This is a genomic window from Paenibacillus sp. FSL R5-0527 (assembly GCF_038008055.1).
Classification (GTDB): domain Bacteria; phylum Bacillota; class Bacilli; order Paenibacillales; family Paenibacillaceae; genus Fontibacillus; species Fontibacillus macerans.
The window spans coordinates 5612609-5636287 of the sequence record NZ_JBBOYI010000001.1 but is presented as its reverse complement, the minus strand read 5'-3'; the positions used below and the strand labels follow the sequence as shown (position 1 = coordinate 5636287).

The window sequence follows — 23679 nt, the reverse complement described above, 5'->3', positions numbered from 1 at the left end:
TCAGCCTCCTCCTACAAAATGTACAAGCTCGATGCGATCCCCCTCGGCCAATCGGGTACTGGCATACGCCTCTTTTCGGACAACCGTCCCGTTCAGTTCAACCAAAATTCTTTCCTTATTCCACGGGCTGTCAGCCAATAAATCGTCCACCGTAACGCAATCTTCTTTCAGCAGGGTGTCTTTGCCATTTAGATGTACCTGCAACATTTTCACCTCCTCTCAGGGCCGCGCGGCATGGATGGCGTCACGATAGGATTTGGCCTCTGCCGCTGGGTCCGCGGAGAGTGGAGGCCGGACAGGACGGCAATGCCTTGCGCACCGTTTCGGATGACATCCCCCGCATTATCCGGCCGTATTCCTCCGATGGCAATGACCGGAACCGGGCAGCGAGCGCAGACCTCGGCCAGCATGTTTAGCCCTCGCCCGGGAAGGCCGGGTTTGCTGGATGAATCATAGACATGGCCAAAAAGACAGTAATCCGCTCCCTCACTCGCGGCCTGAGCTGCTGCTTCGGCAGAATGCACGGAACATCCGATTCGCATTCCTTGGGCAAGAGAGCGTACGGAAGCTGCCGGAAGACTGTGACCCGCCAGTTGAATATTTGCCGCTCCCGCGGCCAGCGCAACATCCAGGCGGTCGTTGATGACGATTTTTTCCAGTGGCACTCCCGCTTGGCGCAGCAGCTTCACCAGCTCGAACTGCTTTTTGGCCGAAAGCTGTTTCTCGCGCAAATGAATATAATCGACGAAAGGAAGAACAGCCTCCGCAACGCACAGCAGCTCATGGCTCTCGATTCCCTCGGCCGATATAAGATGAAGTTCAGGCGCAGCATAAGCTGGGTGACGGTTCATCATGCGGATATCACTCCTAGTTCCATTAATCAATGCTAAAAATAAAGGCTTAACCTAGAAATCGCTGCTTGACGGCCGATTGCCGGAACGACCGGCAGCGTCGGCCTTCAAAATAGCGGCTCTTTATGTACTTATTTCGGGAATCCAAGCCTGTTCATCTCCGTTAGCGGCATAAATTTACTCTATTTCTCCTAAATGAACAGATATCATCGGACTAAGGCCATTTTGTGTCCTTATTTTTTCAGGAGCTCGAGTTTCTTGGGCAGCCCTGGTTTCTGACTATTCGATGGTTTTGCCAAGCGCCGTTTTTGGTGGCTAGCCAAAATAAACGCCAAAAAACCGCTCTCCTTCAGGAGGGCGGCTAAGAACAATAACGGAAAATAAGCCACATCAGACATAATTCCGTTCTTAACTCTCCACTTCCCTACGCAGGTATTAACCAGTTCAGGTTCAAAGGGTCCGAATTTGCATTCGTCTCAGCCTTGCGGCACCCCTAGTGTCGATTCCATATGCGATTATTCATAAATTAATATACATGGTTATCCATAAAATTACAATCGCTAGTGTGCGGAGAAAGTTATTTTTTGCTGCCGATCAACAAAACATCCGCTTCGAAATCGTGCATTTCAAGGATCGTGATGTTCTCGCGGACGGTAACCTGAGGGACCGCGAACCGCCGGTGCTCCAGGTCGATAAGCGTAAATTCGTAGCCGCCAAGGTCGGCATCCAGCTTCAGCACGGTGTTGACCGGCACATAAACGGCCATCTTGCCGAAGTCGGCGGTGGCGGCCGCGCGGATTTCCTCCGTGTTCTTCAGCGCAATATTCCAGGGGCGCAGATCGGCCAAGCCGTATAGCTCAAACAGCCGTTTGGCAAACCCGTAATCCCAGGCTCCTTCAAATTTTAGCGCGGACCGCCAATCATAAGGGCTGTCGAAGCCTTCGCCGGTCACGCCGAAGCGCCGGCCTTTTTGATGCCAGCTCCAGATCCCGTGCGCTCCGTAAGTCACACCCGCTGCGGCCCCGGAAAGCAGGCTTTGCCAGGCGGCTTTGCGGACATCGGCCCGGGTAAAGCGGCCGTAAACCCGCCGGCTGTAACCCATCTGTTCATAGCAGGGTTCGGAATTGATGACCGGCCGGGTCTCAGGCTTATTGTAAAATTCCTGGGCCAACGTATACGCCGTTGCTTGAAATTGCGAATTGTGGCCGGACTGGTACATATAGAAATCGAGATCGGGATTGCCGGAAAATTCATCGGGCAACATCGCCAGTCTGCCTTGAATATGCAGCGTGGTCAAACACTGCGGACTATGCTGCTTTACGGTGCGCAGCGCGGTCAAGTAATATTGATTGGCGCGTTCGGAAGGAAAGTCGGTATCTCCGCTGATCACATAGATCGGGTAATATTTAGAAAACCGGTTGACGGCATAGCGGACGTAGGGCTCTACCGCTTCCAGCGGCATTTTCTTCTCTTCCCGCAGCTTGGCAGCCCAGGTGTCCGGGATATAATTGCACCATAACAGGACAAGCGCGGGGACAAAACCTCTGTCTACCGCCATTTGCACCATCGTTTCCGCCCTGTCGAAATAGGATTCGTTGAATTCGAAAAAGTTGTAGCTCCCGTCCGCATCGCTGGCGAAAGGCTCATACTTTAGCTCACTGCCGCTGGCATCCCATTGCCGCAGCAAATTCATCTGCAGCACATTAAAGCCTTGCTGCTTGCGGTAATCCAGATAGTAGGCCCATTCCTCCAGGGTAATGTTGGTAAATGCGCTCCAGACGGTATCGGCCAAATAGAAAAAAGGCGTGTCCTCATGCACGAAATAACGTTTGTTTGCGGATATTCCAAGTTTGATCATAGGCTATCGCTCCAGCTATCGTAATGGCGAAAAACGGCGGATGGTGAAAATCGCCGCCGTTTCTCGTTTTGTTCCTCTTTATAATACTATTATAGGGAAACCGGACTTACTGTGGCTACGTCGGACCCCTCTTGCTTATTTTTTTCCTCGGCTGCGCGTTCTTTATTCAAGAGCTGTTTGTCCAGCGCCCGGAAGAACGGATAGTAAATCAGCATACAAATCGGAACCAGCACCAGCTGCGCCGCGGCCAATTTCCAGCTGCCCTCAATAAAGCCAAGCGCAACAATAGGTGTGCCAAACGGCGGATAAATTCCAATCGGCGCCGGCAACAGGCCGATCGTAGTCGCCGCGTATCCAAGCACCGCGCACACAAGCGGAGCCGCCACAAACGGAATGGCCAATATAGGATTCAATACGACCGGAATCCCGAAGATCAGCGGTTCGTGAATCGAGAAAAAGGTTCCCGGAAGCCCCAGCTTGCCGATGGTGCGCAGCTGCTTGCTTTTGGCCATAAATACCAGCAGCAGGGCAAACCCAAGCATCGGCGCGTAGTTGCAGAAGATGGACCAGAAAGCGACGCCGATAATGTTCGGCAGCGGAGCTCCGGCTTGAAACGCTTCGAGATTGGCCAAGTCCAGGCTCATCCAAATCGGCTTCACGATCGCCAGGATAACGATGGCCCCATGAATACCGAACATCCACAGCGCCTGCATAATCAGTACGGCGATAATCAAGGCTCCAAGCGATCCGCCGAGTCCTTCCAGCGGTACCTGCAAATACGTGTAAATAAATTCATGGACCGTGCCGAAAGACGTTTGCATGAACAGTCCGGCTACAACGACGAACACCAGAGCCACCAGAATGGCGGGAATCAGTCCGGAAAAGGTTTTAACCACGGTTGGCGGAACACTGTCCGGCATTTTAAGCGTCCAATTGCGGTCCACGATCCAGATATACAGGCGCGAAGCGAGCAGGCCGACGATCATGGCGACGAATAACCCCTGCGCCCCCAGCCATTGCAGCGGCAACGCCCGCACCGTATCAAAAGTCTGTACGGGGGTGACGATTAAAAATGAGAGCAAGGCGGTAGCCGCGGGAAGCAGCGGGTCTTTGTCGAAAGCTTGAGCCAGCCTGTAGGCGATGAAGAACACCGCATACAATGCGATAATCCCGGTGGTCATCGTCGAGGCCAGACCGATAATGCCCTTCACCGGGGCGATGAAGTTCTGATAAGGCTCCCACGCCAGCGCGGAGAAAAGCGTGGCGAAGGCGCCGATGATCAAGAAGGGAAGGGTGGACATCAGCCCGTTGGAAATGGCGCTCATGTAACGGTTTTGCTGAATTTTCCCGGCCGCTCTTTGCAGTTTGTGCGAGAACTTTGGTTGATTGTTCATAAATTTTCAACTCCTGCTCAAGGCTTCATAATGAGATGCTGGAGAACGCTTCCATTTGTGCGGATTAAACGCTTGCCTCAAAGGGCCAAAGCGTCGGCAAGCACTTTTTCCCCGTTCATCATCCCGTAGTCCATCGTATTAATAACGCTTACTTTGATGCCTTGGGGTTCATATTTTGCTTTGAAATCGCCTTCCAGATAACCGACCTGCGGCCCGATGAGCAGGACATCCGTCTTGTCCGCGTACTCTTTAAAGGAACTTTCGGAAGTGGCTCTGATTTCGACTTCCAGGTTTTGCGCCTCTGCGGCCTTTTTCATCTTCTGCACAAGCATGCTCGTCGACATTCCCGCTGCGCAAACCAATGTAATTTGTTTCATGTTGTTTCCTCCTTAACCGTTGCAAGTTTTAGCGTGTTTTCTTTTCACCGGCGGTCCAGTTTGTTGTAAAGGTCCACGATATGTTCGGCCAAATCCCGGATCGTAATCGCCGACATCAGATGATCCTGTGCATGTACCATCAGCAGCGTAACCTCATGAGAGGTCCCGTCCGCTTCCGATTGGATCAAACGGGTTTGCGCCTTATGCGCTTTGACCAGCTCGGCTTTGCCTTCATTCAGACATTCCGCGGCTTGCTCCGCTTGACCCCGTTGGGCCAGACGGATGGCTTCCATCGCCTTGCTCTTGGCGACGCCTGCGTTTGTAATGATCTCCATAATGATTTCCTGGTACTCATCCACTGCTATCACCTCGTAGTATGTCTCTGTCTCTTGCAACTTCAGTGTATCCGATTACATTAAACTTCTGTATGCATTCCTTTTCCGCTGCTAGCGGAAATCAGTTGTTATGTCTCATAAGGACTCGGGCGAATTCATCATAAGCTTCGCAAGCCAGCATCTGCTGGACGATTTCCGGATCATCCACGATCCTCATCAAATGGTCGTACATGGCCGTCGGGGGTTCCTCGCCGTTCTTGTCTATGCTGAGCAAGCAGATGAACTGCACGGGCTTGCCGCCCCAGGCAATGGGTTGCTTCAGGGTGCAAACCGCCCATACGGTGCCGTCGCTTTGCGGAATGATCGGATGGGGGATGGCCACCAAATTTCCATAAGCGGTGGGCGCGGCATGTTCGCGCTCCAGGACCAGTCCGATGAAGCCCTCGGCGGAAGCGATCAAGCCGGCCGCATGGATGCGTCTTCCCAGAAACGAAATAACTTCCTCCTTGCTCGCGAAGCTTTGTTTCAGAAAGACAAGGTCTTCCTGAATATAGCGCAGAGGGTGCTCTTCTGCGCCGTTTAGCAGGGCTTCTATTTTATCCATATCACCTGTACCGAGCAAGGTTTGAACCACGACGACCGGAACCGGCAGCGTCTGCGGAATAGGCACCGTGCTGACGACGAAATCGACTGCTTGCAGCGGAAACTGCGAAAGCTTGTAGTATGGGGTCGTTCCCGCCACTTCAAGCCGGGCCCCGAACGTGTTTTGCAATTTATATTGAAGCAGGCGCGCGCTGCCAACTCCGGAAGTGCAGACTACAAGGCAGCGCTTGGGTCCGCAGCTTATTCGTTTGCGTTCCAGGGCGGCGCCGACGTGAATCGCTAAAAATCCCATCTCCGCTTCCGGAATCGCAATATTCAGTTTGCTTTCAATGAATTTGGCGGCGATGACTCCGGCTTGAAAGGCTAGCGGATAATTGGTTTTCACATGGTCCAGCAGCGGATTGCGAATGTTCATCCCGTATTTTACCCGATTCAGCGCCGGTTTCAGATGCAGGCAAACGCCCATCAGCAGCTCGGAATCATGGCTGAGGTTTAAATTCAAGTCCCGGTCGATTTCGGCCAGAATGCTTTTTCCCAGTTCATAGATTTGCGCATCCAGCAGCTTGTCCGGCGTTATACTCTCGGTTTGCTGATCTTTGATCCCCGTAAGCCATTTATTTCCGGCCAGATGCAGGGAGATATAGGCGACTTCGGTTTCCGGAAAAACGATATCCAATGCTTCCCCGATTAGCGCCACGATTTGCTCAGCGGCCCTATACTCCCCGCTGCTGCGGATATCCGCGATTTCCGCCGAAGGCATGGTTACCTGGTTGCCGTCGCGGATTCGCTTACAGGCGATCGCTATATGAACGACCAAGTTGCTGAAGGCCACATCGGAAAGGGTTACGCCAAACTTTTGAATCTGTTCCAGAACGATTCCGCGGATCAGGGTCATTTCTCCGGGCGCGAGTATGCGCGGCGCGTTGTCCAATCCGCCGATTTGCTCGTCGCTTGAACGGTTGATGATAAATTCGGACATGCAAAAGCGCAGACGCATTTCATCGCCTTTGAGCCTGATACCGTAATTGGGGCGTGCATCGATCGAGATTCCGTAATTCTTAAGTGTTCGCTTGACCTCTTTAAAATCATTATTCAGGGTGGAGCGGCTTACATACAGTTCTTCGGCCAAATCCTCCAGCTTTAAAAAATGATCCGCAATCAGGAGCCGCCTGATGATATGCATTTGACGATATTCGGGGGAAGCGGGATCATTGGGTTCGTTTACGATGAACAGCTGCTGCAGCAGATCGCGGAAAGCGCGGTTATCCGTTATTTTGAGTGCGTATCCCCTTGACCGAACAGGCTCAATGGCTGCCCCGTGCTTGTTCAAAAAATCATCCAGCTGCCGAATATCGCTGCGAATCGTTCGTGAAGTGACTTGAATCAATTTGGCAAGATATTCGCTTTTGACAGGAGCGTCGGAAACCAGCAAATGCTGGAGAATGGAAACCATGCGTGCATTCATTTCAAGAGGCAGCTCCTTTCCTGCGGAATTTTGCTCCATGTGGTTTTAACATTGCCCTGCGGGGCGTGATCTTATAATCGCTGATAGTAAACAAGAGTGTTAAGTTGTTGTTTAGTTTTATTTTATAAGTTTTATATAAATATAACCACAAACGACATGTTGATTCGATATTACTACGCCATTTAGCAAAAGAGCAAGATTTAATTATTTAAAAAAGCTTCTAGATTCCTAATTAAGTTTGGGGATTTATTTAGATTAATTTGAGTAAATTGTTTATTGCTTCGGGGAAAATATAAAAAACAACGGCACTATAGGGGTTTCAACACCTATAGTGCCGCTGTTTCATTTTTGTAAGTCTTATTCTGCCCATCAATCCCATATCTTAGGGCGGTATACACGAACGAAAGTTCCCGTTTTAAAACTGTTGTAGAGCAAAAAATTTGGAGTTTCCATGCGATTTATAGTTGAAGCGATATAAGACATTCTATATAATACGGGTCTGAGTTTAACTAGGGGTTGATTGGATTGAAATGGGTCATTGGATTGCGCAATGTGAAGACGGGGATTGCGATCTTCATCTGTTTAATCGTGTCCAAGCTTCTGCATTTGGAGTATCCTTTTTACGCGGCGATCGCAACTATTATTTCGATGGAAAATTCGGTGACCAATTCGTTTAAAGCGGGCAAACACCGCACGATGGGGACGTTTATCGGCGCGATCGTCGGCGCCGGCTTCGCTTTTCTCGAGCCGCGGAACGCGTTTTACTGCGCCATCGGGGTCATGGTCGTAATCTACGTCTGCAACTTGCTGAAATGGAACAAATCGGTTTCGATCGCGTGCATCGTATTTCTGGCCATTATGCTTAATCTAAAAACGGGCGAAAATCCGCTTGCTTACGGGTTTCACCGGATTACGGACACGCTGATCGGGATCGCCGTTGCGGTCATCGTCAATTACGTCGTGTTTCCGCCCAGGCATGAAGTCAGCCTGAACAAAGCGCGCAAAGAGCTGGCCAAACGGATGGCCGAAATGTTCGAGCAGATGGCCGAGCACGGAGAGGAACCCGACTTAAAAAGCCTTCGTTCCCAGCTCAGCAGCCTGGAGAATTATTATCAGCTGTGCAAATACGAGTTCCATCTCAAAAAAGATCTCAGCGCCACGATGGACCAGATCGGCGAGGAGATCGAGTCGTACCGGCATATTTACGAGCATTTTATCATTTTGCGGCGGCTGATTGACGAACATCGCTTGAAGCTGGAGCCGGAGCCGGAACCGGATGGCCACGTTGAATCCGATGCGGCGGAACGAAACCGAATGGGGGAGACAGAAAACGGAATGGAAGCCGGCGCGGCCCCGGCGGTCGTGTACGATTATCACATGAAATGGATTTACGATGAAATGCAGAAGCTCGGACTGCCCGTTCCGCTTAAAGAGCGGATTCGGTGGGCGGGCGGCACTAGCGAAAGCTGAGTACGGGCACCGCTTCCCCTAGCGCAGTCCGGGCACGACAATGCTGCAGTCGCTCAGGTTTGCCGGACAGCCGGGCACAAGCCAGCGGCCGGGCGTATCCCGGACCCCGCGAATGTCTGCGGTGAACGGTTCCGCGGGGAAAAGATCCGAGCGCAGCGTCACCGACTGGCCGTCGGCGGCGGCGCTCAAATCGGGGAGGGCCGCCGGTTCCCCCTGCGAGGTACGGATCCGGTAATGCTCTGTCCGCTCCGCCGACGCGGCGTCGATCCGCTTGTTGAAATCGATGCGCACGCTGTCCCTTCCGAGCCGAGTCGCCTTTACCGCCCGGGGCGGCTCCTCATACATCCACCCGCCGATGGAATATTCGTAGGCGGTCCAGGAGGCGTAGCCGAGCGCTTCCGCCGTTTCGGCGAACCGCCGCGTCCACGCCGCGCTTCGCCGCATTTGGCGCAGCGAGCCGATATCGGTCTGCAGCGCGAGCGGCAGCTCCGGATACAGGCGGCGCAGCGGTTCGGCGAACGCGCGGTAGCGCCGGGCATAATCGGCGGGCAGACGCCGGCGCATCCAGTCGGGCCAATGGGTCTGCAGCACGTGCAGGTCGGGTCTGACGGCGGCGATCATCTCTCCGGCGTCGATGCCCTGCAGCTCGCGCACGGCGCCGACCGGGTCCCGGCCCGCATCGACGGCGATGGACCACGTCGCGATGCGCAGCTCCGGCTGCGCCTCGCGGATACCGCCGGGGCCGTTCACAAGCCGGGCAAGAAAGCGGTTGACCGCGTGGACGCGGAATTCCACCCACGCGCGGTAACGCGCCCGGTCTTTTTTGTAATAGGCCGGGGAGGTGCGATGCACGAATTCCGGAGGAAGCATTCCGCTGTAGGAGCGGAATGCGGCTAGAGCCAGCGGGCCGACATCCCCGTACGTTCCGGTTGCGAGACCGTCCCACTCCGGGAAATACGCCTCGGCGATTTCCAGCCCGTCGAACGGGTGCTCTTGCGCGAGACGGACCAAGGCCTGCCGTTTCCAATCGAGGTAACCCTCGCTATGAGGCGAGAGGCGGGTATAGCCGTCCTTGGCCGGCTTCAGCAGCTCCATGCGCCAGCGCTCCCAGCCGGCCGGCAAATGGCCGGTGACGTACGTGCCGTTGCCCAGCGTCATCGCCCAGACGAACAAGCCGTGGCGCTTCAGCGCTTCCACCAGCCTCCCGTCTACCCGGTCCTCCCGCGTAACGAAATAGCGGACGGAGCGGTATCCGGCCTGCTTCAGCTCCCGTGCCACGCTGTCCGCCGAGCGGTCCCGGTAATACGCAAACGCCGGATCGATTTGAATGGAAGGCCCGAGCCAATCCACTTTCCGCATTCGTTCTTCACCGTCCCTCCCGGGCCGGGACCGCACAGCATAAGTCCCAAGCCCGATTTGTCGTTTGTTTTCATGGTAATGGGATTGGAGCTTAGGTGCAACTTTGCATAAAGGTACATTTTTACTATTAAGGAAAAATTGCGAGAAGCCGATAAAATTCTTATATCCGCAATATTTTGAACCGCAAGAGCCCGGTTTGGAGTTGATAAAGAATGACTAAGGATGTTTTGTTGGAGCTATCAAAAACGTTAAATACAGAATATGAGATAGGAATTTGGATAGAAGCTATGTTTTTCATGACATGGCAAGAGAATATTGAAGACTCCTCTGTTACGTATAATGAGGATGCAGGCCAATATAAAATTGTGATCAAACTGAAAGAGTTTAACTTACATACGGCAAAAAAAATTTTCGGTTCCTTGGTGAGTTTTATCGAATATCAATCGACGTTTTATGTAAGGGAAGATCATGAAGATTCCTTTGAATATTACCTGTTATCTTCAACTGACAATAAAAAGGCGTTTTTCTTCCATGTTATTTTTCAATAAGTCCAAGACCTTGGGGGTATTTTACTCAGGGTCTTTTTTTGCTCAATCTAGAGATCGCTGCATGATGGCCCGGCCTGGTTTCTGGAATGATCGGCCGTCGTTCTGTAAAATAGCGGCACTTTATGTACTTATGATCCGCAGCCCTAGCGTGTTCATCTCTATTAGCGGCATTTTATGTACTTATTTTCCTATGAATGGTCCTGAAAGCGGGTATTTTCTTGCGAGGGGAGAGAATAGAGACATAAATTTCCTCTATTTTCTTCAAATGAACGGATATCGCCGGAATAACGGGCGTTTTTGTCCTTATTTTTACACCCTATAATGCCTAGACCTATCATTCCAAAAATAAAATAAGAGACCATTGCTCACATATTATTCGTGAATTCTGGGAATTTTGACCGATTTTATAAATATTTGAAATAAAATGCCGATAAATATGTTACTGTATAGTAGAAACTACCAATATTTCATTATTGAGGGAGGCGTGTTAATGATGAAAAGGCTACTCTGTTGTTTGTTGATGGTTTTATTGTCGTTGAGTGCAACCGGCTTTGGGGCTTTGGCCGATTTACCGGGCGCTGTCACAACGGCAAAAGCGTCGGAGTCAGAAAGCGCTGCCACTACGGAAAGCGCAGAAAGCACGGAAAGTTTAGAAAGCGCGGAAAGCGAAGTGTTTGCAAGCGAATACAAAGCAAGGGACGCTTTTTATTCTTTATCCGACACTTCAGTAAATCGCGCGGTTTCCGAACATTTTCAGATTATTTGGGGCAACAGGGATACAACCGGAACCGTAAATCGGCAATTTGCCGAGGGCAATTTGGCAAACCTGGAAACGATTCGTTCATTTTACATTGACAAAATTGGGTTGGGGGATATCGGAAGTTCTCAAAATCCATGGATCACCGGAAAATATAAAACAAACATTTATATTGCGGAAACCGGGCTGGACAAAATTTCCAACGATTGGGCTTATATGTCTGTAGACCAAGATTCTTTTGGCTACATTGTCATGATGCCGGGGGCCATGCGCGTGGATCCGCCTAGCTGGGTGGTGCCTCATGAATTGGCGCACGTTTTCGTTTTCCATAACGGAGGGGTTGTCCCTTATGCGTGGAATGAAGCGATGGCCAACTTCCTGCGCAATGAATATTTAGGCAGTGATTATTATAGTTATGGCGGCAGGGTGTACGGGCCAACCTCCGACTTTTTCGCCCCCTATGTCCTGAACTCGGAATCCCATTTTCCACATGTTAAGAATTGGTACGATGCTTGGCCTATTTTCCTGTACATTAACGAAAATCCGGACAACCTCGGCGGACTTGGCCATCAAGCGTTGTTAAATTTATTGACTTACGGCCAAGAGGACTCTACTTATTTTGCATCCATGGAAAAGGTAACGGGCGTTTCCATTAAAGAAATACTGGGCGGAATGGCCAGAAGAATGGTGACGATGGACTTTAAGAGTCAGGAATATTATTTGGAGCATTTGGATGAACTTTTGAGAACGCGCGGCAATTATGAAAAGATTTATACGACTTTGGAAAAACAACGCGATGGCTGGATGACAGTGCCTGCCGGCAAAGCTCCGCAACAGACAGGCTATAATATTGTTCCTTTAAATATCGATTTAAGCAAAACTTCCGTCACGGTTGATTTCCAAGGTACGAGCACGGCGAGGGGCGCTGATTGGAGAGCCAGCATTGTTACCGTAACGCGTGCGGGAGATACCAGATATTCTACGATGTGGAATCACGGTCAAAACAGAGTCCGTTTGCAAGGGGATGAAAAAGCGGTTTATTTAGTAGTTTCCGCAACTCCTGACAATATTCAATATCTTGATATTAATCAGGATGGCATTACGTACCCTTACAAGGTAAAGGTGACGACGAACTAATACGACCCAAAGAACAAGCCCGAAAAAGAACAAGCCCCCTCGGGAAGCTGTTTCCCTAAGGGCTTGTTCCATTTCTATCCGCTTACACTGCAATAGCCTTCAAATCCGCTGAAACCATCAGCTCAGCCTCGGTGGCCTTCTGAACGTCTTCCACCGACAAACCCGGGGCGATTTCCTTCAGCATCAGCCCTTTGCCCGGAATTACATCGATGACGGCCATTTCGGTGACGATGGTCTTTACGACCTTTACGGCGGTCAGGGGCAGCTTGCAGGATTTCAAGATTTTCGGCGCCCCGTCTTTGGTCAGATGCTCCATGGCTACGATCACCCGCTTGGCTCCGACCACCAAATCCATGGCCCCGCCCATGCCCGGCACTTTTTTCCCGGGAATCATCCAGCTTGCCAGGTTGCCTTGCTCATCGACCTCCAGGGCGCCCAGAACGGTGATGTCCACATGCCCTCCGCGAATAATGGAAAAAGAAAGCGTACTGTCGATAAAACAAGCTCCTTTCACGGTTGTTACGTAGTTTCCGCCGGCATCGATACAATCGAGTCTTTCTTTGCCCTGAGCCGCTTTGGGGCCTACGCCGACGATTCCGTCCTCAGCCTGCAGCGTAATATGCACGTTGTCGGGGATATAGTCCACCGCCATGGTAGGCATGCCGATTCCCAGGTTGACGACATCGCCGTCTTTAAACTCCCGGGCTATTCTTCTAACGATTAATTCTCGGTTATTCATGCTTAATCTCCCACCTTTACGATCGCGTCGACAAATATTCCGGGAACGTTGACATGGTTGGGGTCAATGTCCCCCGCCTTTACGTATTCGTCCGTCTGCGCAATGACATACTCGGCCGCCGTAGCCATAACGATGTTGAAGTTGCGTGAAGAGCCGTTGATGACCAGATTTCCCGCTTCATCCGCCTTATGGGCCCGAATTAACGCCACGTCCGCTTTGAGCGGCAGCTCCAGCAAATATTCCCGTCCGTCAATCTCCAGCTTCTGTTTACCTTCTTCGACAACGGTGCCCACGCCCACAGGGGTTAAAACACCGCCCAAACCCGCTCCTCCCGCGCGGATTTTTTCCGCGAGCGTGCCTTGCGGGAAGAGCTGCACATCCGCTTCTTTCGTCATCAGGAGTCTTCCCGTTTCCGGATTGGCGCCGATATAGGAGGCGAAAATCCGCTTTACTCTGCCGCTTTTCACAAGCTCATAGATAGATAATTCCGCTGTGCCCGTATCGTTGGAAATAATGGTTAAATTGCCGGCGGAATTGGAGTCGACCAGCGCGCGCACCAGCTCTTCCGGATAACCTCCGGCCAGAAAACCGCCGACCATCACCGTGTCCCCGTCTTTCACCTTCTTAACCGCTTCTTCCGCGGAGATGACTTTGTTCATCATGTTTCTCCCACCTTGTCTAATTTTTAAAGGAAGCTAACTTTATTGGAGATAATCATGGATGACTCTTGCATAAGGCAGCGTTAAATCGGCGATAAAATGTTTTCCGCCGACATAAGCTTTCACCGGCAAATCGGCCACAGGGGCGTTGACATGGGGGACCAGGCTTAATCTGGCGGGACCTGACCAGGCGCCTTTGACCGTGATGTTTTCCAGATTATACGCCGCTAACTGCGCGATTTTCGGGGTGCCGTCAACATCGGGGATCAATTTTAAGTTCACCTGGGTTTTGGCGATCGATTTAGCCGTTTCCTCCGCATCAAGAATGTGATATTTGAAAGGCATCGTTCCCATGGCAACCAGGACGTTATTATAATGCAATGTGCCCGTCAGCGTCTCGGTCTCTTCGACTCTCAGGCGAGGTTTCGCCCATTTTTTCGGGAATCCCCAGATTTCCCGGCCCCCGAGAATGGCAGGCGCGTTGTCCAAATACATTTGGGCGACAAAATTGCAAGGCTCTCCATGAAAAGTACACGGAATGACAATCCCGCTTTCCTCGTAGCTTCCCAAACCGGACGAATCGGGCATCTTGATCCATTCGTACGAAACGGTGTTGCTTCCATCCGGCTCAAGCGGTTCCGGGACCGCCTGTCTGATCGCGGCGGGATCGGATTCATAAGTCACAATAAAAAATTCCCGGTTGATGAAACGGCATGGCGGGCGCCCGTAACTGGCGCTGGCCGCGGGCATCGATTGCAGTGAAAGTACTTCTTTTTGATTCATAACGTTCTAGGGTCTCCCTTCTTGATTAAATAAGTGCATTTTCAACCAGCATCGCGATTCCCATGCCTGTTCCGATGCATAACGAGGCTATGCCGTAACGCGCAGATCTCCGTACCATTTCATGAACCAGCGTAACCAAAATTCTAGCGCCGCTTGCCCCGACAGGATGCCCGATCGCGATCGCGCCGCCATTGACATTGACCTTCTCCGGGCGAATCCCCAGCTCTTTCAACACCGCAACTGCCTGTGCGGCGAAGGCTTCATTTATTTCAAAAAGATCGATGTCAGAGGTGGACATTCCCTGGCGTTTAAGAAGCGACGAAACGGCTTTCACCGGACCCATTCCCATATAGGCGGGATCGACGCCGACCAGCGAGTAACCTTTGATATATGCTAGCGGTTTTAACGCAAGTTCCTTACATTTGTCTTCCGACACGACGAGGGCGGCCGCCGCGCCATCATTGATTCCCGAAGCATTTCCCGCGGTAACCGTTCCGTCTCCCTTAAACGCGGGCTTTAAACTGGAGAGTTTTTCCTTGGTGGTATCTCCTCTTACGTGTTCGTCCTCCGCGAAACTGATCGTTTCTTTTTTGGTTTTAATCGTGACCGGAACGATCTGTTCCGCAAAAACTTTTTTGTTTTTGGCTTCCGCGGCCTTGCTCTGGCTTTCGTAGGCAAATTCATCCTGCTCAAGTCTGGAAATTCCATATTTTTCGGCGACATTTTCCGCGGTAATTCCCATATGGTATTTGTTGATCGGGCACGTAAGGCCGTCGTTCACCAGGGAGTCGACCAGTTCGCCGTTGCCCAGTCTGTAGCCGTTTCGGGCATCTTTTAGCAGGTAAGGGGCGTTCGACATGCTCTCCATGCCTCCGGCCATGACGATGCTGCTTTGCTCCGCCAAGATGGAATCGTAAGCTAAAGCGACGGCATGAAGCCCTGAACCGCAAACCGTGTTGATCGTTGATGCGGGCACATCGATGGGGATGCCGGCTTTGAGCGCCGCCTGTCTGGCGGGATTCTGGCCAACGCCCGCCTGAAGGACATTTCCCAGGAAGACTTGATCAATCTTAGCCGGCTCTAGTTTGCTTTGCTGAAGGCATGCTGTCATCACGTTGGCTCCCAGTTCGGGAGCGCTTAAAGGCGCAAGAGTTTTGTTAAAGGAGCCGACCGCCGTTCTCAATGGGCTTACAAGTGCAACTTTTTTCACAAACACTCACAATCCTTTCGTTGTGTTTAAGACAAACAAATCCGTGACTGCATTTTATTTCCTGTTTTCCTCGGATTTAAGAACCGCACCGGCTTTGAGGTCCATGGCATACAAGCAAATTACAGCGCATGAAACGGCGAGCATGACGACCTTGCGTTGTCCATCATTTTCGACAGCCTTCTTTCTTCCTTTAATTGGAATTTAATAGCGGTTTTATCTTAGTTCGAATGCAAATTTTGCTCAACGTTCAAATATATACATAAATTTACAAAATAATATATATACTGCCATATGCTCCATTGTAGATAATTCATGCTTATATTTTCTGGTCGTTTCTGAATTTTTCTGAATGTTTCTGTAAATAAAGGAGCAAATGCTATTTAATGGGAGAAAACAATGGCTGATCGCCATGTGGAGCAGGATTTTAAGCTTTCCTGAACTTTGAGGGGAATATATGAAAATAAATAGAATTTATAGATATAAACGAAATATCGATTTGGAGGGCCGTGATGGATTGGATCAAGGGCAGCAGTTTAATCGAATATGTTGGTGAAGAAAGAATGGTTTTCGACCATCCGGATTTCCGCATGGAAAAAGCGGACCTTAACCGGATTCCGCAAACGATGACAGCATTGGGGCAATTTTTTACGGCGGCGAGCCTTTGGTTGGGACCGGACACGATGGTTATCCTTCCGGCGGAAGACGAAGAGATGCGCAATTTAGTGGTAGACCAGGTGGCGGCGCATTTTGAAAAGGTGAGGCTTCGTTCCGTTCATTACGTTTGCCGTTGATGCGGACACCCATCAGGTACTGTCGCTGGAGTTGTCCAGGGACGAGATCAGGCACCCCGTGCAATTAACGATGGTAAATTTATCGGCACCGCGCCGCCAAAAAAACTGCTTGTATTTTGAACTTGGCGGAGGTTTGGTTCAGGTAGTTTATTTGGCCGGACAGGCTCCGGTTCGTTTCTGGCGGGATTTGAAAAAGTGCGAGTTGTTCCAACTTGCCGAAAATGAGAGGTTTGCGGATTTTGATCATGAGCTGGCGGAACGGGTTCCGGAGGGAGTCAGCATCTTGTTGGACCAGGATTCCATCCAGGCGATGCTTGACGCGGTGAACCGGGAGCTGGCTGAGCAAAGATAACTGGCCGGCTCATGGATTAGTTCGGCTGTCATTGGAAGATCACATGCCTCAAAATTTACAACTCTATAATAACTTTCAAGCGGATATTTGGTATCATGGCGGTGGAGTGTGATTGAATGGCTAAAATTTTGATCGTCGATGATGAGAGGGCAATCAACGACCTGATTGCTCTAAATTTGAAAATGGTAGGGCATGAATATATTCAATTATACAGCGGAGAGCAAATTTCAGAGGTTTTAAATGAGACTCGTGTCGATTTGGTCATTCTGGATGTGATGTTGCCGGGGCTTGATGGATTTGAACTTATCGATCGGTTTATGAAACGCGGGATTCCGGTGATCTTCCTGACGGCGCGAAATGCCGTTTCCGATAAAGTGCACGGCCTGGAAAGCGGGGCGGAGGATTATATCGTCAAACCGTTCGAAGCGGTGGAGTTGATCGCCCGGATCAATGTGGTGCTGCGCAGAAACCAGAAGAACGCCACCGAATTCAGCCTGGACGGAACGACGGTGGATCTGGAGAAGCACATCGTCACAGTTAACGGACAGGCCGTGGAAATGACCAATAAAGAATTTAAGCTGCTCGATTTTCTCATTCAAAACAAAAATATCGCGCTCTCCCGTGAAAAAATCATTGAGCAGACCTGGGGCTTCGATTTCTATGGCGACACGAGAACCGTTGACGTACATATCCAGAGGCTGAGAAAGAAGCTGAACTGGGAGCACCGGATCAAAACGGTGTATAAATACGGATATAGGCTAGAGGTGTAAAGGTGAAATTTTGGCAGAAAACGTATTTATGTGTGCTGCTCGTGTTCCTGGTCGCTTTTGATCTTGGAGCCTATGCGCTGCTGCAAAAAAGCTACCAATTAAACGAGCGGATGGATATGTCCAGAGGCGTAAGCGAATATGAGAGCATCGAGCAAACGTTAAGCTATATCCTGCTGGCTTTTGCCAACAGTACCGGCAGTTCGGGCTATGAGACGGTCATTTCCGGGATCGCCCAAAATTACGATGAAGAGGGCATCCTGACCGAGGTATATGATGGGGAGCGGTTGGTTTTTTCCAATGCCTATCAATTTGCGGGCGAGCGGGAAGAGTTGCAGGGAGGGCAACGGGAAACCGTATACAGGAAGCTTGACGGACAGCTGTGGATCTTCGTAGGCGGCAGCATGGAGTTTAACGGGCTTAAGCTGGTCATTTCTAGAAGCTCCGCTTATCTGCAGGATTATTATAATACACTGCTTAACTATTTTATTGCCTTGAGTGTGGTCATTTCGTTAATTTTATCCGCTGTGCTTATTTTGCTGTTATTCCGGTTAACCGCTCCGGTCCGAAACTTGAACAAAGGCGTAAGGGATATTGCGGCCGGGGCCTATCATCAAAGGGTCAAGGTCAGCGGAAGCGACGAAATCGCGGAATTGGCCCAGGACTTCAACAAAATGGTGGACGCGGTATCCGCGAATATTGAAACGATCCAAAAAGCGAGCGAAGAAAAAGAAAACTTCATCAATAATCTGACCCATGAGCTGAAGACGCCGATTACGGCGATCAAAGGGTACAGCGAGTTTTTAAATCATGCCAACAGCACCGAGGAAGACCGCAGAATGGCGGTCGATTATATTCATGAGCATGTGGCCCGGCTGGATCTGCTGTCCGGAAAATTGATGGAGCTGCTGTATTTGAAGAACGAAGAGATTGCTTTGCAGATTGTGGAGATTGCCCCCTTGTTTGCTTATGCGGAACAGATGGAACGGCATGATTTGGAGGCAAAACAGATCACCCTGGTGAAGGAGTGCGGGGCAGAGCGGATCTATGGAGATCCTACCCTGCTGCTGACGCTGTTGATGAATTTGGTTGAAAACAGCATTAAGGCTTCTGAAAACGGAGGGGAAATCCATCTGAAGAGCAGCTTCCGGGACCAGGATGTAGTGATTGAGGTAATCGATTATGGAAAAGGCATCCCGGACAAGGACATCGAAAAAATTACCGAAGCCTTCTATGTCGTAGACAAATCCCGTTCCAAAGAACTGGGAGGGATCGGGCTGGGACTGTCCATCTGCAGTCAAATTGCCCGGCTTCATCATGCGCGGCTGCACATTGAATCCCGAGAACAAGAGTACACGAAGGTGTCCGTTTTTTTTACAACCTCGTTACAACTCGAACACTAGTCTATAATACGCCCCCCTCATAATGGCCTTGTAGCTACGAAATTCCAATCATTTTATGACGGAGGTATGAAAAATGAAAAAGAAGCTTTACGCCACAGCACTTACCGTAGGAGCGGCAGTTACTTTAATCGCGGGGAATGCCGCATTGTCAACTTATGCTTTTGCAAATGACACGGCCCCTAATGTGAGGGTGACCGGTCAGCATCGGCAAACAGAGTTCGTGGGCAAATTTCGCCCTGCGGTACCTGCCGTCAAAGCTCCCGGCTTCTCGGTCACCCCTGAGAAAACAAGCAAGGATATGAGCGAAGACAAAGCGGTGGATATTGCAAAAAAAGCGCTTGAGGAGAAATTTGATGTGTCTCTGGACGGCATGAAGGCTTTCCCGATCTTCTGCACGAGAGAGGATATGGAAGGAACGTTTTATTTTGTATCTTTCGCGGATGTCCAGGTTGTGGATGCTCAGCGGGCTGTAGGAGCTAAAAGCGGTAAAAAGGTACCCAGTGAGACCGTCCAAATCTCTGTTGCAGGTAAGAACGACAAAGTGGATGTTTATATTGCATTTGTAAACTCCAAAACCGGCGAAGTTGTTTCCGCCGAAAAAAATCCGACATCGCCATCGGATACAGCGGCGCCGACAGCGCCAGTCGATCCGGCCAACTAATACGGTCTTGCTGGAGCGCCTGCCTTCTTATGAAGGCAGGTGCTCTCGTTCTGCTAGAGTAAAAAACGCAAAAAGGCAATCTTCCAGGTCATTAAACAACGGCCTGAAGATTGCCTTTTTCAATGCTAAAATTTAATAATTCCGGTTGTATGCAGCAGGACCAGGAACACGAGAACCGGAGCGATATACCGGACCATGAACAGCCATACCCGGAACCAGCCTGTTTTGAGCCCGGCGGCTTCCGCAGCATTTTTCCAGAAATATCCTACAAAGACTGTAGTAATGAGGCCGCCGATCGGCAGCAGAATATTCGATGTGATGAAATCGAGCCAGTCAAAGAACGTTTTACCGCCCATATCCGTGAATGCCGGTATGATTCCAAAGGACAGGACCGAAGGAAGTCCGACCAGCAGCACCAAAATGCTGATGATTACTACCGACTTCACGCGTCCCCAGCCCCAACGGTCCATGACGTAGGATACGGGTACTTCAAGCAGTGAAACCGAGGAAGTTAATGCGGCTATCGCCAGCAGCACGAAGAACAGCCCGCCAAAAAATGCGCCCAGCGGCATCGCCGAGAAGGCGGCAGGAAGCGCGATGAAGACGAGGGACGGACCCGCATCGGGCTGAATGCCGAAAGAAGCTGTCGTCGGGAAAATAATGAGCCCCGCAATGAACGCATAGATCAAGTCTCCGGCTCCGATCGCGAGAGTGGCTGCACCGAGAGACTGACGCTTGTCCACATAAGCTCCATAAGTGAGCAGGATCCCCATCCCGAGCGACAGAGAGAAGAAGGCATGTCCCAGCGCTACCAATGCCGCTTCCGGGCTTAATTTCGAGAAATCGGGATGAAGAAAAAAGGATACGCCGGCTCCGGCTCCAGGCAAAGTTACGGCACGGATCATCAATACGATCAGGAGGATGATCAAGCCGGGAATCAGCACCTTGTTGAATTTTTCGATGCCGCCGGATATCCCTTTACCAACAACCAACCCGGTGATCAGGATAGCCACGATCTGCCAAACGATCGGCATGTAGCCTTGGGAAAACGAGCTGAATTGTCCACTGTAGTCGGAATTGCTGTATAGCGCTCCGCTGAAGGACTGCACGGCATAGTTGAGCGTCCAGCCGGCAACGATGACGTAAAATGTCAGAATAAGAAAAGGCGCGATCACCTGCAGCAAACCGAGCTGACCAAAGATTTTGGGCCCGCCGGCTTTCACGAAGGACGTAGACGCACTGCCTCTGCCCGCCCGTCCGATAGCCAGTTCGGCCAGAAGCAGAGGCAAGCCGATCAAGATCAAACAGACGATAAACAGCAGAAAGAATGCGGCTCCTCCGTTTTCGCCCGTAATATACGGAAATTTCCACATATTGCCCAGACCCACGGAACTTCCGATGGCGGCCAATATGAAACCAGTTGAGGAAAAACGATCGTTTCTTCCCTGCACTGGGTTATTTTTTGCTAGACTCAAAGTGGTTCCCCCCAATTTATTTGTACAAATATCTTTTTATTATATTTCAAGTTATATAGGAAAGGGATATGAAATTTTTCCTAATGCAGGGATACTTTTTTTGTCGTTCTGCAGGAATTGGAGTGTTCGAGAGGCTTATTGCCGCCTGATGTGATGGCTCAGCCCCTCCAATGCATCCTCTTCAGCCCTGAAGTGACCAACAGGCTTAATGCGCATCCTATCGCGAAGCCTACCGCATAGGTAAACCGATCATCGAAGATATAGATGGTTTCCCACGCGGCATTGCCTGCCACTAAGGAAACCAGCACCACGATAATCGCCTGGACAGCCCGCTCAAACCAGCGGAATATCAGAAATTTCCCGTTGTGTTCCGGCTTGTTGTACTGATAACATACCGCACCGATCAGAAAAAACAGGGCAGTCGGAAGTGCCATCGCCACGATGTTTCCCCATGTGATCCATTCGTAATCAATGAAGATATAAAACGGTATGAATCTTAACTTTACCAGTGTATTATAAGTGACTCCACCGTAAAGAAAATTATCGTTCCATAGATGTCGTATGCTGTCATCAAGTACGGTGTACACGGCGGCCGGCACCATCCACAGGAGAGCGGATATGGCCGCTTGGGACCAGACCGCGCCTGTCACCGTTCCTATCAGCACCACAAAAGAATAAACGGCGGCAATCAAAACAATGGAATACAGCCATTGCTCAAGGTGGTAACCCAGGTTAAACAATTCCGCCGTTGGAGAAGCCAGTATCACCATCGCATCAATCAAAGTATTCAGGGTGAATGTGCCCGCGATTAGTGCAATTCCGAACAGCCATTTGGCGGTAAAGATTTGCCGCCGCGAATACGGCAGGGAGAACAAAAACTCCTGCCCTCCGTTGCGGCGCTCCATCCCGAACTGCACGAGCGCTAGCACGATTACCGCCGCCAGCATCCATGCTCTGCCTTTCGACTCCAACGCGCCGTATTGATAGTACTGGACAACATCCCGTGAGTTCAGCAGTTCTACCCAACGCTCGGCGTGCAGGCCGTAATTTAAAATCCACTCGTTGAGCCGGCCAAAGCCGAGAAAAAAGAAGTGAACCGCCGGTACTAGCCATACAAACAGTTTGGTCTGCGTATATTCCCGGCTCCATAATGTTTTAAGCCCCATGCGGCAGTCCTCCCATCTTCCATTCAAACAAATCCTCCAGCTTGAGCGGCAACGGCTCCAACAGCAGCGGGTCCATCTTTTCCAGCTCACCGTACATCCCGGCTTCCGGGTCTCTGCTAATCAGCAGCGTGTACACCCGTCCTACCAAGCCAAGCACCTTAATGCCGGGGGAGGCCAACCATTCCTCCGGGGGATCGCCCCGGAACACAACCTGCACCTTCACAACCTCCGCGGCCGACTCATCGGCGCCGCCGTGAACCTCGATCATTCCCTCGTGCAGCAGCAGAATCACATCGCTGATCCGTTCCAGTTCGTCCAGCATATGGGAGGAAATGATCATGGAGGTTCCGTCGGCCGCCGCTTCCATAAGCAGGGTCAGCACTTGCTTTTTGGCGATTGGATCGATGCCGTTGGTCGGCTCGTCCAACAGGACGAACCCGGCGCGGGTAGCAAGTCCAAGTGCCGTACCCAGCAGCATTTTCATTCCTTTGGAGAAATTTCTCACGTTTTTGCCGAGCGGCAGGTTGAACCGTTTCATCGTCTCCATAAAAAATGTTTTGTCAAAGCGGGGATAAATCATTGCGTATAAATCGGCACAGCCGTATCCCGTATATCCGTAAAGCGCCTCCAGCGTATCCGGTATAAACACAACTTCCCGCTTCATCTCCGTATACTTGGCAAGCGGCTTCCCATCATAAAGGATTTCCCCTCCGTCCGGCGTTAAAATGCCTGCGACGGTTTTCAGCAGCGTCGTTTTCCCGCTGCCATTGCGGCCGATCAGCCCTGCGACCTGTCCCGGAGCAATGGCGAAATCGACTTGGCGCAGCACTGGTTTAAGGTCAATTGTCTTGTGCAGATTGCGCACCATCAGCATGTTTTTCCCTCCCGTATCGTTTCATTTCTTCATCGATCCAGCGCTTGAGCCGGTTCTCGTCAATACCCAGATGGTGGGCTTCAACCACCAGCAGGCGCAGCTGTTCCTGCAGCTGCGACAGCCGCTCAGCCATCATTCCGGGCGCGTCCGCCGCTTTTGCTACATAGGTCCCCTTGCCGCGGATCGACACGATCACCCCTTGGCGCTCCAGCTCTTGATAGGCTTTGGCGACCGTATTATGGTTGACGAGCAGCGTGGCCGACAGCTCCCTGACCGACGGGATTTTATCCCCTTCGGCCAGCGCGCCCTTGGCGATCAGTTCCTTCACCTGGCTTACGATTTGTTCGAATATAGGCATGGAACTCCGTTCATGAATTTGAATCATGCGGCATTCGTTGGCCTCCTTCCCTGGGCCGCTATCGAAGACGCATTCCGTCCCGCCATGCGCTTCGGCCTCCCGGCGGCTTAGCCCTTAGTGGTCAGCATATCCTGCTATGGTGTACTATATATACTAGTACACATTGTACGGATGGTATAGCTGGGAGTCAAGATGGAAATGATCGATTGATTCAAGAAGTGTATCCATTCCCGAAAGCGGATCTGAATGAAAAAGCGACAAAAAACCAGCGGCGAATACTGCCGCTG

24 protein-coding genes and 1 riboswitch are annotated in these 23679 nt (G+C 51.0%); of the genes, 8 read left to right on the top strand and 16 right to left on the bottom strand.

Features of this window, described 5'->3' with window-relative positions:
* The 7 genes from thiS to NYE69_RS25030 form a co-directional block, all read right to left on the bottom strand.
* Positions 1–207, bottom strand: coding sequence for a sulfur carrier protein ThiS (thiS, locus tag NYE69_RS25060; RefSeq protein ID WP_328273033.1), 207 nt, complete (start codon positions 205–207; stop codon positions 1–3).
* A 2-nt stretch (positions 208–209) separates the two neighbouring features.
* Positions 210–854: a thiamine phosphate synthase gene (locus tag NYE69_RS25055; RefSeq protein ID WP_340928394.1), complete on the bottom strand. Its 645-nt coding sequence runs from the start codon at positions 852–854 to the stop codon at positions 210–212.
* A 401-nt stretch (positions 855–1255) separates the two neighbouring features.
* Positions 1256–1356: riboswitch (TPP riboswitch) on the bottom strand.
* Between the two features lie 72 nt (positions 1357–1428).
* Positions 1429–2709, bottom strand: coding sequence for an apiosidase-like domain-containing protein (locus NYE69_RS25050; RefSeq protein ID WP_340928392.1), 1281 nt, complete (start codon positions 2707–2709; stop codon positions 1429–1431).
* Positions 2710–2798: 89 nt separating this feature from the next.
* Positions 2799–4103 carry a PTS sugar transporter subunit IIC gene (locus NYE69_RS25045; RefSeq protein ID WP_340928390.1) on the bottom strand — a complete coding sequence of 435 codons (1305 nt, stop codon included), beginning with the start codon at positions 4101–4103 and terminating at the stop codon, positions 2799–2801.
* 77 nt (positions 4104–4180) lie between these two features.
* On the bottom strand, positions 4181–4480 hold the full coding sequence (locus tag NYE69_RS25040; protein ID WP_036621177.1) for a PTS sugar transporter subunit IIB: 300 nt from the start codon (positions 4478–4480) through the stop codon (positions 4181–4183).
* A 44-nt stretch (positions 4481–4524) separates the two neighbouring features.
* A complete protein-coding gene (locus NYE69_RS25035) occupies positions 4525–4839 on the bottom strand; it encodes a PTS lactose/cellobiose transporter subunit IIA (protein WP_036621178.1) in 315 nt (104 codons plus the stop codon).
* A gap of 97 nt (positions 4840–4936) precedes the next feature.
* On the bottom strand, positions 4937–6883 hold the full coding sequence (locus NYE69_RS25030; RefSeq protein ID WP_340928387.1) for a BglG family transcription antiterminator: 1947 nt from the start codon (positions 6881–6883) through the stop codon (positions 4937–4939).
* A 525-nt stretch (positions 6884–7408) separates the two neighbouring features.
* Here NYE69_RS25030 and NYE69_RS25025 point away from each other — a divergent pair.
* Entirely contained in the window at positions 7409–8353 is a 945-nt protein-coding gene (locus NYE69_RS25025) for an FUSC family protein (RefSeq protein WP_340928385.1), read from the top strand.
* A gap of 18 nt (positions 8354–8371) precedes the next feature.
* On the opposite strand, the gene NYE69_RS25020 is transcribed toward NYE69_RS25025, so the two are convergent.
* The gene (locus NYE69_RS25020; RefSeq protein ID WP_340928383.1) at positions 8372–9748 is read right to left on the bottom strand and encodes an N-acyl-D-glucosamine 2-epimerase; all 1377 of its coding nucleotides are present in this window, start codon (positions 9746–9748) and stop codon (positions 8372–8374) included.
* 176 nt (positions 9749–9924) lie between these two features.
* Here NYE69_RS25020 and NYE69_RS25015 point away from each other — a divergent pair, with 176 nt between their 5' ends.
* Together NYE69_RS25015 and NYE69_RS25010 are read left to right on the top strand one after the other, a co-directional pair.
* Positions 9925–10260, top strand: a complete 336-nt coding sequence (locus NYE69_RS25015; protein WP_155619933.1) for a hypothetical protein — start codon at positions 9925–9927, stop codon at positions 10258–10260.
* Between the two features lie 490 nt (positions 10261–10750).
* Positions 10751–12154, top strand: a complete 1404-nt coding sequence (locus NYE69_RS25010; RefSeq protein WP_340928380.1) for a DUF6055 domain-containing protein — start codon at positions 10751–10753, stop codon at positions 12152–12154.
* A gap of 82 nt (positions 12155–12236) precedes the next feature.
* Here NYE69_RS25010 and NYE69_RS25005 read toward each other — a convergent pair whose 3' ends face one another.
* The 4 genes from NYE69_RS25005 to NYE69_RS24990 are packed head-to-tail and all read right to left on the bottom strand — an operon-like array spanning position 12237 to position 15545.
* Positions 12237–12893, bottom strand: a complete 657-nt coding sequence (locus NYE69_RS25005) for a 3-oxoacid CoA-transferase subunit B (protein ID WP_328271746.1) — start codon at positions 12891–12893, stop codon at positions 12237–12239.
* A gap of 2 nt (positions 12894–12895) precedes the next feature.
* Entirely contained in the window at positions 12896–13555 is a 660-nt protein-coding gene (locus NYE69_RS25000; RefSeq protein ID WP_328271745.1) for a CoA transferase subunit A, read from the bottom strand.
* Between the two features lie 39 nt (positions 13556–13594).
* Positions 13595–14335 carry an acetoacetate decarboxylase gene (locus NYE69_RS24995; RefSeq protein ID WP_036621194.1) on the bottom strand — a complete coding sequence of 247 codons (741 nt, stop codon included), beginning with the start codon at positions 14333–14335 and terminating at the stop codon, positions 13595–13597.
* A 25-nt stretch (positions 14336–14360) separates the two neighbouring features.
* A complete protein-coding gene (locus NYE69_RS24990) occupies positions 14361–15545 on the bottom strand; it encodes an acetyl-CoA C-acetyltransferase (protein ID WP_340928377.1) in 1185 nt (394 codons plus the stop codon).
* 509 nt (positions 15546–16054) lie between these two features.
* Here NYE69_RS24990 and NYE69_RS24985 point away from each other — a divergent pair.
* The 5 genes from NYE69_RS24985 to NYE69_RS24965 all read left to right on the top strand — a co-directional run bounded on the left by NYE69_RS24985 (position 16055) and on the right by NYE69_RS24965 (position 19519).
* On the top strand, positions 16055–16336 hold the full coding sequence (locus NYE69_RS24985) for a hypothetical protein (RefSeq protein ID WP_340928376.1): 282 nt from the start codon (positions 16055–16057) through the stop codon (positions 16334–16336).
* 58 nt (positions 16337–16394) lie between these two features.
* Positions 16395–16688, top strand: a complete 294-nt coding sequence (locus NYE69_RS24980) for a hypothetical protein (RefSeq protein WP_340928373.1) — start codon at positions 16395–16397, stop codon at positions 16686–16688.
* A 116-nt stretch (positions 16689–16804) separates the two neighbouring features.
* On the top strand, positions 16805–17458 hold the full coding sequence (locus tag NYE69_RS24975; RefSeq protein WP_340928372.1) for a response regulator transcription factor: 654 nt from the start codon (positions 16805–16807) through the stop codon (positions 17456–17458).
* Between the two features lie 2 nt (positions 17459–17460).
* Complete coding sequence (locus NYE69_RS24970) at positions 17461–18858, top strand: sensor histidine kinase (RefSeq protein ID WP_340928370.1); 1398 nt, start codon at positions 17461–17463, stop codon at positions 18856–18858.
* Positions 18859–18931: 73 nt separating this feature from the next.
* Complete coding sequence (locus NYE69_RS24965) at positions 18932–19519, top strand: hypothetical protein (protein ID WP_340928368.1); 588 nt, start codon at positions 18932–18934, stop codon at positions 19517–19519.
* A 125-nt stretch (positions 19520–19644) separates the two neighbouring features.
* Here the strand turns inward: NYE69_RS24965 and NYE69_RS24960 are convergent, their stop codons facing one another.
* The 4 genes from NYE69_RS24960 to NYE69_RS24945 form a co-directional block, all read right to left on the bottom strand.
* Positions 19645–20994, bottom strand: coding sequence for a sodium-dependent transporter (locus NYE69_RS24960; protein ID WP_340928367.1), 1350 nt, complete (start codon positions 20992–20994; stop codon positions 19645–19647).
* A gap of 158 nt (positions 20995–21152) precedes the next feature.
* Positions 21153–22160 carry an ABC-2 transporter permease gene (locus tag NYE69_RS24955; RefSeq protein ID WP_340928365.1) on the bottom strand — a complete coding sequence of 336 codons (1008 nt, stop codon included), beginning with the start codon at positions 22158–22160 and terminating at the stop codon, positions 21153–21155.
* The gene (locus NYE69_RS24950) at positions 22150–23034 is read right to left on the bottom strand and encodes an ABC transporter ATP-binding protein (protein ID WP_340928363.1); all 885 of its coding nucleotides are present in this window, start codon (positions 23032–23034) and stop codon (positions 22150–22152) included. The genes NYE69_RS24955 and NYE69_RS24950 overlap by 11 nt, the downstream gene beginning before the upstream one ends.
* Positions 23000–23419, bottom strand: coding sequence for a GntR family transcriptional regulator (locus tag NYE69_RS24945; RefSeq protein WP_340928361.1), 420 nt, complete (start codon positions 23417–23419; stop codon positions 23000–23002). The genes NYE69_RS24950 and NYE69_RS24945 overlap by 35 nt, the downstream gene beginning before the upstream one ends.
* Positions 23420–23679 lie beyond the last annotated feature (260 nt).